Source organism: Gimesia fumaroli, from assembly GCF_007754425.1.
In the GTDB taxonomy this organism is placed as follows: domain Bacteria; phylum Planctomycetota; class Planctomycetia; order Planctomycetales; family Planctomycetaceae; genus Gimesia; species Gimesia fumaroli.
In genome coordinates this window covers 6,705,776-6,718,920 of record NZ_CP037452.1, presented here as the reverse complement: position 1 = coordinate 6,718,920, position 13,145 = coordinate 6,705,776, and the positions used below count along the sequence as shown (strand labels likewise).

At 51.5% G+C, this 13,145-nt stretch carries 12 protein-coding genes; 2 read left to right on the top strand and 10 right to left on the bottom strand.

Annotation, left to right across the window (positions count from 1 at the left end; genetic code table 11):
* Positions 1-14: 14 nt before the first annotated feature.
* The 5 genes from Enr17x_RS25365 to Enr17x_RS25345 all read right to left on the bottom strand — a co-directional run bounded on the left by Enr17x_RS25365 (position 15) and on the right by Enr17x_RS25345 (position 5,518).
* Positions 15-449 (bottom strand): molybdenum cofactor biosynthesis protein MoaE, encoded by a 435-nt coding sequence (locus Enr17x_RS25365; protein ID WP_145314176.1) that lies wholly within the window; start codon positions 447-449, stop codon positions 15-17.
* Between the two features lie 39 nt (positions 450-488).
* Complete coding sequence (locus Enr17x_RS25360) at positions 489-743, bottom strand: MoaD/ThiS family protein (protein ID WP_145312599.1); 255 nt, start codon at positions 741-743, stop codon at positions 489-491.
* The gene (locus Enr17x_RS25355; protein WP_145312597.1) at positions 740-3,721 is read right to left on the bottom strand and encodes an anaerobic glycerol-3-phosphate dehydrogenase subunit C; all 2,982 of its coding nucleotides are present in this window, start codon (positions 3,719-3,721) and stop codon (positions 740-742) included. The genes Enr17x_RS25360 and Enr17x_RS25355 overlap by 4 nt, the downstream gene beginning before the upstream one ends.
* Before the next feature lie 223 nt (positions 3,722-3,944).
* The gene (locus tag Enr17x_RS25350; RefSeq protein WP_145312595.1) at positions 3,945-4,988 is read right to left on the bottom strand and encodes an alpha/beta hydrolase family protein; all 1,044 of its coding nucleotides are present in this window, start codon (positions 4,986-4,988) and stop codon (positions 3,945-3,947) included.
* Positions 4,989-5,026: 38 nt separating this feature from the next.
* A complete protein-coding gene (locus Enr17x_RS25345) occupies positions 5,027-5,518 on the bottom strand; it encodes a hypothetical protein (protein ID WP_198000794.1) in 492 nt (163 codons plus the stop codon).
* A 119-nt stretch (positions 5,519-5,637) separates the two neighbouring features.
* On the opposite strand from Enr17x_RS25345, the gene mazG reads away from it, so the two are divergent.
* Positions 5,638-6,576 carry a nucleoside triphosphate pyrophosphohydrolase gene (gene mazG / locus Enr17x_RS25340; RefSeq protein ID WP_145312593.1) on the top strand — a complete coding sequence of 313 codons (939 nt, stop codon included), beginning with the start codon at positions 5,638-5,640 and terminating at the stop codon, positions 6,574-6,576.
* A gap of 15 nt (positions 6,577-6,591) precedes the next feature.
* Here mazG and Enr17x_RS25335 read toward each other — a convergent pair whose 3' ends face one another.
* From Enr17x_RS25335 to Enr17x_RS25320, 4 genes are all read right to left on the bottom strand, one after another.
* Entirely contained in the window at positions 6,592-7,548 is a 957-nt protein-coding gene (locus Enr17x_RS25335) for an ornithine cyclodeaminase family protein (protein ID WP_145312591.1), read from the bottom strand.
* Positions 7,549-7,663: 115 nt separating this feature from the next.
* Complete coding sequence (locus tag Enr17x_RS25330; RefSeq protein ID WP_145312589.1) at positions 7,664-8,620, bottom strand: GNAT family N-acetyltransferase; 957 nt, start codon at positions 8,618-8,620, stop codon at positions 7,664-7,666.
* A gap of 99 nt (positions 8,621-8,719) precedes the next feature.
* Complete coding sequence (locus Enr17x_RS25325; RefSeq protein WP_145312587.1) at positions 8,720-9,673, bottom strand: transketolase family protein; 954 nt, start codon at positions 9,671-9,673, stop codon at positions 8,720-8,722.
* 115 nt (positions 9,674-9,788) lie between these two features.
* A complete protein-coding gene (locus Enr17x_RS25320; protein ID WP_198000793.1) occupies positions 9,789-10,631 on the bottom strand; it encodes a transketolase in 843 nt (280 codons plus the stop codon).
* 464 nt (positions 10,632-11,095) lie between these two features.
* Here Enr17x_RS25320 and Enr17x_RS25315 point away from each other — a divergent pair, with 464 nt between their 5' ends.
* Complete coding sequence (locus Enr17x_RS25315) at positions 11,096-11,515, top strand: hypothetical protein (RefSeq protein ID WP_145312585.1); 420 nt, start codon at positions 11,096-11,098, stop codon at positions 11,513-11,515.
* Between the two features lie 18 nt (positions 11,516-11,533).
* Here the strand turns inward: Enr17x_RS25315 and Enr17x_RS25310 are convergent, their stop codons facing one another.
* On the bottom strand, positions 11,534-13,129 hold the full coding sequence (locus Enr17x_RS25310) for a sulfatase family protein (RefSeq protein ID WP_145312583.1): 1,596 nt from the start codon (positions 13,127-13,129) through the stop codon (positions 11,534-11,536).
* Between the last annotated feature and the right edge of the window lie 16 nt (positions 13,130-13,145).

Sequence of the window (13,145 nt, the reverse complement as noted above, 5' to 3'; positions counted from 1 at the left end):
GAACAAACCTGTGTTTATTCTGCTTCGATTTCCGGATGTTCCCACTCTGTTGTTCCATCGGACCAGTTTTCTTTTTTCCAGATGGGGACAATTTCTTTTAAACGATCAATCAGAAACCGTCCTGCTTCAAATGCTTCATTTCGGTGCGGCGAACTGACGGCGATGGCCACGCTGATTTCTCCTAGTTCCAGACGCCCGACGCGGTGCTCAATCGCCACAGTCTGAATGGCCCATTGATCGCGCGCTTCCAGCGTCAATTGCTGCATCGTCTGTTGTGCCATTTCAGGATAGGCTTCGTAGTCTAACGCAACCGTCTGGCGACCGGCGGTCATTTCGCGGACCGTTCCCATAAACAGGACCACGGCACCACATTGATTCGAACGCACCCGCTCAGTGAGCGCTGTGTATTCGATGGGCTGATCGGTAATTGCAATATGGTCTGAGTTCATCATTCAAAACGGGCTTGCTGGATTATCTGAAAAGTATGTTTAACCGCCGCTGACCGGGGGGAAACAGGCGATCTCCTGTTGCGTCTGCAGAATCTGGTCTTCTCCTGCATAGGCATTATCAACGGCGATCAATAACTGACTGGTTAAAGGTTGTAACTGTGGAAATTGTTTTGCGATCGCGAGTCGTAACTCTGCGACCGTGGTTTCCTGTTCAACGGAAACCGAGATCAGTTCGCTCTCAGCCAGTTCTTTGGCGCGGGCGAATAATTTGATCTGAATCTGTTGAACGGTCATGAGACTACCAGTTTTTTCTTTTGGGGCTGCAGTGACCGTTCCAGCTCCGGCATGATTCCATAGGAAAGTGCCAGGAGTTTGATTGGGTGAACGGTCGGAATCCGGGTTTCCTGCTCCATTTGCATTTTGCAACTGCTGCACTCCGTCGTCCCCGCACGCACGCGTGTGGATTTCATATGATCGATCAGCTCCCGACCGATCTGTTTCGAGGTTTCAAAGGTTTCCCTGGCGAGTCCGTATGTTCCGGCCATGCCTGAGCAACCTTTTTCAATTGTATTCACCCGCAGCTCAGGAATCAAAGCGAGAAGCTCCTTTAGGGCGGAACGGGACGATAAAGCCTTGATATGGCAAGGTGTATGGTAGTCCAACTCCAGGTCCAGGGGCATAAAATCGGTGCGCAATTTCTTTGATTCATGTCTCTGCCACAGGAATTCTCCTGCTTCTCTGACTTGCGCTGAAACGACTTCGCTGTTTTCCCCCTTAACCAGCATGGGATATTCCTGCTTCAGACAGATGGCGGCAGCCGGTTCAAGGCAGATGATCTGGTGCCCTTCTCTGGCAAATTCGCTGAGAATCTTCAGGTTCTCTTCCGCGACACTCCGCGCCGCGATCAAATCGCCGGCTGAAACCATCGCCATGCCGGACGCCAGTTGATTCGGGGGGACATACACGGGGATCTGATTGTGTTCTAGAATGGCTAGAAGTGCATGTGCTAATTCCGGGTCGTGATAATTGGCGTAATAGTCAACAAAAACGATGACGAGATTCGGATCACTGCCGGGGCGAGGTCGTTTCATGAGTCTTCTGGGGACGGATCGTAAAAAGGAGCGCCGCGAAAACAGGGGCAGTTTTCGATTGCGATGGATGCCCATCATTTTTTCCATGACCCAGCGCGCGGTGGAATTATTGATGGCCCAGTTTGCTGCCATAGAGAGCGTGCTTCCCAATGCTCCAAACGAATGCGCGCGGGATAAAATCCAGTCGGTATGATCCAGCCCGTTGGCAGAAACATACGCGGCTTTGGCTTCAATCGCCATCTGAGGAATGTTGACAGTCGAAGGACAGTCCAGTTGGCATTGTTTGCAGTTGAAGCAGGTGTCGGCCAGTTTTTTGGTTTCTTCGGAGGACAACTCATTGGGATGAATCGCACCGGAGAGCAGGCCGCGAAACAGGTTTGCTTTCGCGCGGGGGCTTGCTTCTTCGTTCGGTTCAATCCGGAATACGGGGCACATCCGCGAACCGGGGTCTTGCCGGCGACAGGAGCCACAGCCATTACAGCGGGCGGCTTCAGTTTGCAGCTCTTGGGGTGTCCAGTTTAATTGCAGGTCGATCAGTTCAGGAAATTGTTCGGGTACCGGTCTGAGGTGCCGAATCGTAACGTGGGGGTCGTCGTTGATAATCTTTCCGGGATTCAACAGATTATGCGGGTCGAAGATATCTTTGACCTGGCGGAACACGCGATACAGATCGCCGTATTGCGAACGAATGAATGCGGTTCGGGCCAGACCGTCTCCATGTTCTCCGCTGATGGTGCCGTTAACGGAAAACACCGTCTGATATAAATCGCGGGCGATGCTCTCCAGAATGGGGGCATTCTGATCCGTCAACGCAGGCAGAAAAGGTCGCAAGTGCATTTGGCCTGATGCTGCGTGCGCATAGAGGGTCGCGGTGACCTGATGCCGTTGAAATACTTTCTGGGCCTTCTGAGAAAATTCATACAAGCATTCCGGAGGGATGGCGATATCTTCCACAAATGGTTGTGGCCGAGATTCACCGGGCAAGCGGCTCAGGGAAGGGACCACTTTTTGTGGCAGCGACCAGAGGAATTCGACTTCTTCCGCCTGATGCGATTCCATTGCTATCACCACGCGGGAATTGATGTTTTTTACGGCCAGGGTGACATTGTGTAATCGTTTCTGTACCTGGGAATCGCTGAAGCCAACCTGCTCAACCAGGATCGCTGCTTCCGCTGCGGGTGAGATCAGAGAGGCAAAGCGAGGATCCGCTTCCCTTGCGAGAGACAACAGGCGACGATCGAGCAAATCACAGGCGGAAGGCTGTTCGTGAATAATTGTCTGGACGGCTTTTATCGCCGAGGCCAGGTCTCCAAACAGCAGTAGCACGACTCCACGATGGGCGGGTAATGGAGAGACGTGCAGGACGGCTGAGGAAAACAGTGCGAGCGTGCCTTCAGAGCCGACGAGCAAGCGTGCCAGATTCAAATGGTGTCGCGACTTGATGCCTTTCAAAAAGTACCCACTGCAATTGGGGATACGAGACTGCTGTTTTTCCTGAATCAATTGCTCGTGATCGGAGAGCAGTTTGGAAAGCTTGCTGAGTACAGTCCGCTTGACCTGATCGTTGTGTGTATCAGAAGATGATTCGCCTAAGAGCGAAGAGACCGGACCTGAGGGCAACGGTTGACTGAGTATCGAAAGACTTTCGTTTCCTGCTTCAAAACAGGTTCCATCTGACATCACGATTTCGATCTGGTTCACATGATCGCGCGTCGAGCCGACACGAATGGCGCGTGAGCCAGCCGCATCAATGGCGAGCATGCTGCCGAGCGTGGTGACTTCCGTATTTGATGGATCCGGAGGAAAGTAGAGGCCGCGAGATTTCAGGTAACGATTGAGCCGGGCATGTACCACTCCGGGTTGAACCCGCACCTGATTGTCTTCCAGCAACTCGAAGTTGGTCAGATACCGCGAACAATCAACAACAATTCCACTGCCGATGGCATCGCCTACCAGGCCGGTGCCCGCGCCGCGGGGAATAAGGGGCACATTCATTTCCGTCGCGTATCGGGCGATCACGATTAAATCGTTCCGTTCGCGGGGATATGCGATGCATAAAGGCGGAACCTGATACAGACTGGCATCGCTGGCATAAATTGACAGCGCCACTGGATCGCATCGCACATCACCTGCAATCAGACTCGAAAGATCTTCTGCGATTCTTTGCTGTTGACGGTCCAAAGTTACTGGCTCTCAAGCTGAAATTCGTGCATGCGATTGTGTGAGGCTTGGGTTCACCGCTATTGTACGCGATTGAAGTGCATGGTTTGAACAGTCAATCCACTGAATCAGACTTCTGAGGCGTAATTCAGGAACTTCTATGAAAGAACCCGTATAATTTGAGCATTCCTTAATCTTACCGAAAACTGCCTGTTCGAAGCGGCTTTACCAGATGGACATCAGACTATGGTTGTCCTGTTGCTGATTTTCCGAAACCGGACGTATCGCGCGTCTGTTTCGACAGCCATTCACAGGCGGGTTCAGGCAAGCCTTCATGCCCCCCTTCAAAGATGGTCACCCGTGCCTTCCCGGAATTGCGTCTTAAATGAATGTCGCGGCCGTAGGTTTCATCGGTGACCTCATCTGTTGACTGTGGTGTTTTCAGTTTGCCGTGATCCCATAATTGTTGCATTTCTGCTTTTGTAACCGGAGTCGTCTGGTTCTTTTCTGCCAGTGCGTTGAAGGCTCGTAACGTGTGTGCAAACGGAACGGATCCGGTTTGTCCGTCGGTCACACCCGCGTTGAGGTCGAGCGGCAGGTCAGTCGCATTTGCAATCCAAAACAGGGGAGACCGATCGCGGTATTCTGCATCGACTTTCGCTGAGACTCCTGGCTTTTCCTGGAGCGATTTAAGAATCATGCGGGCATAGTTCTGGGGTTTGCCGTCTTTCACGTGGAAATGGTACCAGGCTGCCAGATCACTGATGCCGACCCAGGCGGATGCTGCGGAAAAACGATCCGGATGATGCCCGGCCATCAGCATCGTCATGTGTCCGCCGCCCGATGATCCTGCGAGATAGATGCGGCTTTGATCGACGTCATAATGTTTGATGACATAGTCAATCACATCCAGAATATCCTGACGAGCCAATTTTGAACCACAGGCTTCGGGCTGTTGATTCACTCCGCGAAAATTCGGGTGCAGATAAATCCAGCCCCGTTTTTGTGCTTCCTTTAGCCACTTGGCGTTGTTTTGTTTATAGTTTCCACTCCAGGAATGCAGAAAGATAAACAATGGCGTGGGAGTCGTTTTTGCCGTTTGCGGAGCCCAGATCAGGGAAGGCTGCAGACTACCATCGAGCGTGCTTTTGACTTCGATCGGCATCAGCGGAGTCTGTTTTACCTGCGGTGGTTTTGTTTCTTTCACTTTTTCTGCAGCCATCAGATTTTCCCCGTTGGCACAACACAGGCCCAGCACCAAGATGCTCAAAAACCATTTCTTCCACATGAACTCAGACTCCTCAGATTGTTAATGCATCGCGGTGATTATTTTTCTTCTGCTGTTTCCGGTTTCTGATCGGCGTATTCAATTCTGCCCCAGAGGTTCCCGCCTACTTTACCATGCTGCCAGGTTCCCGCATAGCGACCTTCGAAGAACATCACGCGTGAGGTGAACGCACTTCCCAGGCCGGGAATGGTCAAGTTGGTCAAAGAAATCACGGGGGTGTCGCCAGCCCAGAAGACGTTCAAAGGCATGGGCACATTCACGTCGTTTTGGCCATACTTAATGCGGGCGGTAATCAGCCATTGATCGCCTTCCAGTTTTTTGACGGAAGCGATTTCATAGCGCTCTTCGCGAGGCGGTTTGCCATTGGACTTCCCGTCAACGGTGAAGTGACCCACCAGTGTTGCGCCGCTCATCTGCTTTTCAAATTTCTTTTCCAGCATTTCCTGCTTTTTGGCTGCATCATCGCCCTCGGCTGCGACAACTGCTCCCAGAGAGAGGAATAGAGCACAGACCGCCATTGAACTTTTCATTAGAAAACGCATCTTTTATGCCTCTTAAATTGGTTGTGAATTTTCAGAGCGAACCGAATTCGCTACGATACCTTCATCCTACACTATTTCAGTTTACAGGTGAATCATACGGTAGAACAATGACAAATTCCGATCATCCCTCAGAGCCCGCTGACTCACACCTGAATGTCCCGCCGGCACCGGGGACTCCCCCTGATTATAGCGTCTTAACTCCCTCTGTTAAAAAGCTTTGTGATGTAATCGCCCGCCTGCGTTCTCCTGAAGGCTGCCCCTGGGATCGGGAACAGACACTGGAATCCATCAAGCCGTATACCCTGGAAGAGACCTACGAATTGCTGGAAGCCATCGATTCCGGCGATGATCAGCATATTATCGAAGAGCTGGGCGACTTACTGCTGCAGATTGTACTCGATTCTCAAATCGCCGCCGATGAAGGCCGCTTCGATTTAACGCACGTTGTTGATCGTCTGACCCAAAAAATGATTGAACGGCATCCGCATGTGTTTGGCGATGTCAACGCAGAAACTCCCGCCGAGGTGCGCAAGAACTGGGACCAGATCAAGGAGCAGGAAAAGCAAAGACGTTCCATCTTTGATGGACTACCTGCCGCATTGCCTGCTCTGGCCCGTGCATCGCGCGTAGCCGAGAAAGCGGCCAAGGTAGGTTATGATTTTCCGCATCGTGATATGCTGTTTGATAAGTTGCGTGAAGAGATTCAAGAGCTGGCGGACGAAATTTATCCCGGAGGCAAGATCCCCGATACGCGGGCCACGGTGGATGCCGATGTGATTGCGGATACGGAACTCGACGACCCGGAACTGAGATTGCGCGTCGAAGGTGAACTGGGTGACATCCTGTTTGTGGTGGCCAACATTGCCCGTCGCTGGAAGATCAATCCGGAAGAAGCACTGCGGAAAAGTAATCGCAAGTTTCAACAACGGGTGGAGAAGATCGAACGGGAACTGGAGCAGTCGGGACGCTCAATCCAGGAAGCTTCCTTACAGGAAATGGAAGAGATCTATCAATCGGTCAAGCGTCAGGAAAAGCAGAATTCTTAGCAGCGATGGATGCTGCTAAAACGGCAGGTCCGATCCCAAATCCTCTTCGAGTGCGAGTTCATACACCTTGACGGCCATCGCCACATCTTCCACTGCCAGGCCGACTGATTTGAATAAAGTCACCTGATCATCGGTGGCGCGGCCTGTCTGGCGTTCGGCTACGATCTCACTCAGGTTATGCATCAGCCGCCAGTCCGTGATGCCTTCTTCGACCGGCTGGATGAAATCTCCGGCTTCGTTTTTACACTGGTCAATATCATCGCAGACAATCACATCCGCGCGTTTGATGGTGGTACGATCGATTTCGCGTCGCGTACGGTGGTTCGAACCAATCACATTCAGATGGGTTCCTTCATCCAGAACGCGTCCGTCAAAGAGCGGTGCTTTACTGGTAGTCGCACAGATTACAATGTCTTTTTCCGCTGCGGTTTCATCGGGAGAGTGAGAGGCAGAGACTTCGACATCACAAAGTTCGGTCATTTCTGCAGCGAAACGGGTGCACTTTTCATGATCACGCGAATAGACAGAAACAAATTCGATCTTTCGTGTCTGACAGACCGCCTGTAATTGCGTGCGTGCCTGCAGGCCAGCGCCGAACAGTCCGACCACTTTGGAGTCGGGGCGCGCCATGTATTCGGTGGCGACACCACTGGCAGCTCCGGTGCGGAGTTGGCCGAGGAAATCGCCTTCGATCAACGCGCGCATTTCGCCGCTTTCCTGATCGTAGATGGCGACATGGAACTGTGCACCTTCTTTTGTGGTTGTATACGCTTTCCAGCCAACATAGTTCAGATATTCATTGGCGGCTGACATGGTATGCAGCATGATTCCCGGAGCCCGAACGCGCTGCCGGGGAACATTAATGGCGCGACCGGAGGCAAGCTCCTTGAAGACTTTATGTGTGATGAGGATGGATTTCTCCATATCCATCACAGAACGAACATCATCCTCAGTAATATATAAAGCCGCCATAAACGGTTACCTTTTTCCTCAGTGAATCAGGACTGCTGCCAAGTAAAGAATATACAGTTAAAGAACTCCGACTCGAATCGAACATCAAACGATGTTTCGGTCCTCTTTCTACACGCTAACGAGAAACAAGTTGATATACAATACCAGTATCGATCTGATAGTAACCAACGGCTAGTGCAACATGCGAAGCGACCGTGTTAGACTCTTCGACGTGCCATTCGAGTTTTGTAATCAACTCATCCTGCAGGCGGCGGGCGATTTCCAGTAAGAGTGATTGCCCGTAACCTTTGGAACGTTCGTTCTCTTTGACGAAAACATCAGTCAGTCCGATCACCCGTTCTTCCCATTTGGGGATATATAAATCCAGGCCGATGACGGTTGCAGATGCAACAGCGCCTTCACCCGTTTTGGGAACGAGTTCGAAATGCAGTGTTTCCAGTCTTCCCAGCCGCGTCAGCCACCACCAGTTGGGGGCTTGGTAATCATCGGAAATCATCAACTGCATTTTGCGTCTAAGATTGACCAGATGAAATTTGATTGGCGGTTTGGGGCCGAGTAAGTCACGTTGATAAATCCGAATAGATCTGGTGGCATCATAGCCGATCGATTCAAAAAACGGCGCCGCCAGAGGGTCGGATAACAGGAAGCCAGAAGGACGCGTCCCTCCATACAGGCCAACCAGATAGGGGGAGAGCAACCCTGATGGGCCAGCGGTTATATTCATGGCCCCTTTGGACTTGAGATACTCTTCCGCCCGTAAAACAAGTTCCCGACCGATGCCGCGTCGGCGAAAATTGGGGTGAACAATGACAGCGCAGATAATGCCGATTGAATAATCGAGTGCCGATTCCTCTTCGTTGGGGCCAAATCCTGCCAGCACAAAGCCGACGGCTTCACCATCTTCAACCGCAACAATCAACCCGTTGGGATCAAAATAGGGTTGTGAGAAAATCAGAACTTCAAAAGCATCGATACTGAGACATTCCGCGGCTCCTCTTCCCAGTCCTGCAGCATGCCATAATTTCAGCAGCTGCGGTGGATCAGTATTATGAAACGCGCGAAACTCAGTCACAAAGTACTCTCACAAAATGTGAACGGGACTTAGAATCTGTTTTTAACAGCAACAATAAAGAAAGCCCCCTTGTCTTTCAAAGGGGGCTTTCCGTTTTTGTTATTTGACTTTTTTGACAGCATCCACGATGGCAGCAGCCGTCAGTCCGTATTTGTCCAACAACCCTTGAGGATCGCCACTTTCGGCGAAACAATCGCCTACATTGACATAGGCCATGGGTACTGGTGTGGTTTGAGAGACGACCATGGAGACAGCAGAACCCAGTCCGCCGTGAGCCAGATGTTCTTCTGCAACCACAATGGCACCGGTTTCTTTTGCTGCTTTCTGAATGGCATCCGCGTCGATCGGTTTGACGGTGTGCATATCAATTACACGGGCACTGATGCCTTCTTCTGCCAGTTTGGTGGCAGCGTCAATAGCACCAGCAACCATCAGTCCATTGGCAATAATGGTCACGTCGTCGCCTTCGCGTACTGTGTTGGCTTTACCGATTTCGAAGGTGTCTCCTTCGGAATAGATTTCCGCTACATTGGGTCGACCCAGTCTGAGGTAGACAGGTCCTTTATGTTCGATCATTGCGGCAGTTGCGGCTTTGGTTGAAACGGCATCAGCGGTTACGACTACGGCAACACCGGGTAGACTGCAGGCCAGTGAGACGTCTTCAATTCCCATCTGTGAAGGACCATCTTCACCGATGGAAATACCAGCGTGCGTACCAACAAGCTTGACATTCATGCCTGGAAATGCGATCGACATTCTGATCTGATCGTAAGCATTGCACAGCAGGAACGCGGCAAAGCTGGCAACGACAGGGATGTGTCCGGTAGAAGCCAGACCGCCGGCGACGCTGACCATGTTACTTTCAGCAATCCCGACATTGAAACCACGTTCGGGATAGGCTTTCGCAAAGACTTCCGTCCGTGTTGAGTTTCCAACGTCACCATCAACGGTCACAATTTGAGGGTATTTGTCCCCCAGTTCTTTTAATGCATCACCAAACGCATCGCGTGTGGCTTGTCCGACTTTCAATCCACTAATTTCGCCTAAATACATAATGATATGTCTCTTTTGTCTGTGTGTTGGACTTTAGATATTGATTTGACTCGAGCTGCCATCAGGTTTTCTCAGGTTGCGGCGAACTCCGCTCACTGAGAATCAGGAGCAGGTCCTAACTGAGTAACGCAAGTGCTTTTTCTGCCAACTCTGGCGAAAGCGGTTTGCCGTGATAGTTGGTATCTCCCGCTGCTTCGAGTACTGGGAGAATTCCAAATCCTTTTTTGGTCTTCGAAATAATCGCTTTGGGACGATCGGTCACTTTGGCTGCGATTTCCAGCGCTTCCACAACCGATTCCTGGCAGTTGCCGTCGATGGTCTGAGTGTGCCAGCCAAACGCGGCGATTTTTTCTTCAAAGGAACCCAGGTCGAGTACTTCTGAAGTGGCTCCGGTTTGCTGATAGCCATTTTGGTCGATGATGGCAGTCAGGTTGCCCAGCTTGTACTTTTCAGCGGCGCCCAGTGCTTCCCAGACCTGGCCTTCACCCATTTCGCCATCGCCGATTACGACGAAGACATTGGAGCCGTTTTTGTTCAAACGGGCGCCGAGAGCCTGGCCAATTCCCAAAGAAAGTCCCTGTCCCAGAGAGCCGGTAGAGGCTTCAATTCCGGGAAGGCGTTTCATATTTGGGTGACCTTCAAACGGGCTACCCAGCTTACGAAGTGACATCACGTCTTCCGTTGAGAAGTAGCCTGCTTCTGCCATCGCGGCATACAGCACAGGCACGGCGTGGCCTTTGCTCAAGATGAAACGATCGCGGGCATCCCAGGTTGGGTTTTCAGGATCATATTTCATGAATCCACCAAACCAGAGTGCGTTCACCACTTCCACAGCAGACAGGCTGCTACTGGGGTGTCCACTACCGGCTTCGGTCGTCATACGGATGATCAGACGGCGAAGGACTTTCCCTTTTTCCTTCAATTCTTCCATTGATAAGGCATTTGCTTGAGCAGCCACTTTGTTTCCTTCAATTTCTTCTAAACAAACAAATAAATTTGTCACGCTCTACGATAATCCATCAGTAAACTTTTACGTGTTGACTTTAACATGACTGATAGACGGGTGCGACCCGATAGGATCGCAAGGATTCGAGCAGTGACAGCATTCCGGCGCCACCAGGCGCAACTTAAGCGCGTCAATTTCTAAGGGTATGCTAACGAGCAAACCTTCCAGCGACAACCATCCGGGCAATAGAAACCGTTTTGTCTCAGGGGAAAAACGCCCTGCCTCGCTACTTTTTTTACTAAATTCACCGATCTATCAAAAAAGTTTCATACCAGGGAGGCCTGTCTTGCGTTTCTTTCGAAATACACAACTGTTTACAGAAAGAGTCTTTAAAGCCCGTTCTGCTTGAGCAATAATGGGGAATTGTGTTTCAAAATGTACTTAATTATCTTTGACTTTACAGAGGCTGCCCAGTGATGGATGAAAGCCCTTTTACCGATCAGGAATTATTGGCTTATCTGGATGAATCGCTGTCCATTGAGCTGATGTCACAGGTTGAATCTGCTCTGAGACACTCCGATACGCTGCGCGTGCGGCTCGCCAGTCTGTCTCTCCAACGGAATGAAGGCGTGCATTCGGTGGGTGAAATCTGGAGACGCAATCGCCTGAGTTGCCCTTCGCGAAGTCAATTGGGAGGATATTTACTCGAAACGCTGTCTCCCGACTATCTGAAGTTTGTCGAGTTCCATTTGAATCAGACCGGCTGCCGGTATTGTGCGGCGAATCTGGAAGACCTCAAAGCCGGCTTATCGAAAGCCTCAAATGAGACAGAACGCCGGCGACAGAAATATTTTCAGTCGTCAGCCGGTTATCTGTCGGCGAAAGAGGAAGACTGACTGAATCGCTGAATCGCGTTAGTCAAGTGGCCCGGATTCAAAATCGGATTTGTTGACCCACCCCGCTTTCGGGGCATCGCCTTTTTGGTACCGCTGGTAAAAATTGCGCGTGCGGGGATCTGAGTACTGATATTTCTCAAACACAGAACCATTGCCTAGAACGCGCGGGTCTTTTTGCGCGGTCAGCTCGGCGTGCATCTGTTCTTTCAGCGCGTTCTTGATGCTCTGGAATTTCGGAAGTGCCGCCAGATTCTTCATGCATTCCGGGTCGTCTTGAATCGAGTAGAGTTCTTCCGCGGTCCGTTTGCCGAACGCCCATTGCCAGAACTGTTCCTGCTTGCCGTCGCGGCGAAGTTCCAGAATCGTTGTCTTTGTCGGGCTGCCATCACAGTTTAAATATCCCGTTTCCGGATTCCCGGCCGGCCAGCGTCCCGGTTCGTCATTCTTCAGATACAGCATGCCGTCTTTGACAATGCCGCGGATCGGGTAGCCCCAGTCATGCGGTCTACCGATATCGTGGCGTTCCTTGCCGATGAGCACGTGATCGCGTTTTGGATTGACGGTTCCCGATTTGTCTGATTCAAAAATATCGGTCAGACTGCGTCCCGCGGTGGGTTGCATGCCCGTCTGTTCCCAGTTTAATCTGGCGGCTTCAACAAACGTCGGTGCGAAATCGATGAAGCTGACATAATCATCGATCACGCGATCTCCGGTCTTGATGCCCTGCTTCCACATGATCGCCAGCGGCAGATGATTCGAGCGTTCGTACTCCTGCCCCTTCACGCGGGGAAACGGCATGCCGTTGTCGGCGGTGACGACGATGATCGTGTTATCGAGCTGGTTTCGTTCTTCCAGTGATTTGAGCATTCGCACCAGATGTTGATCGAAGTGTTCAATCTCAAACGCATAATCGAGCATGTCGTTGCGAATGACTTCGTTGTCAGGCCAATACGAGGGGACCCGGTCGATGTCAGAGGTTTTTTTGCCTGCTTTCTTGACGCCAGAACCATATTCATAACGGCGATGTGGTTCCAGTCCGCCGTACCAGAAACACCAGGATTGATCCTGCGGGCAGGTTTTCAAAAACTGTTCGAAGTTCGCTGCGTAATCGATGGAGGAAATACCAGTGGCCGGCGGTTTTGCTTTTTGTTGATTGAACGTGGGGCCTGCCAGATCGCGGCGTTTGCCGTTGGCATCCACGGCGCTCCCCGGTGCCCAGCCTTTGGCGGTCTTGCCGACCACATAACCGGCGTCTGCCAGCGCTTCGACATAGGTTTTGAATTCGGGAGGAAAGAAAGCCATGTGGTTCCCGGCTTCTTTCAACTGCCAGGAATTGCGGCCCGTCAGAATGCAAGCCCGTGAAGGAGCGCATTTGGCGTTCGGAGTATAGGCGTTGGTAAACAGCAGCCCTTCCCGTGCGACCCGATCGAAGCCGGGCGTCTTGACCCAAGAACAGCCATAAGCGCCCATGTGGGGAAACGATGCATCGTCGGCGATACAAAACAGAATATTGGGACGACTCGCCTTTGCGGTTGTTGACTCTGCCTGGATGACGTTCTCTGAGAACAGCAAGCCAATGATGGCACACAGGAGAAAAACAGATTGCTTCTTCATTGCAGCGCGTCCTCAG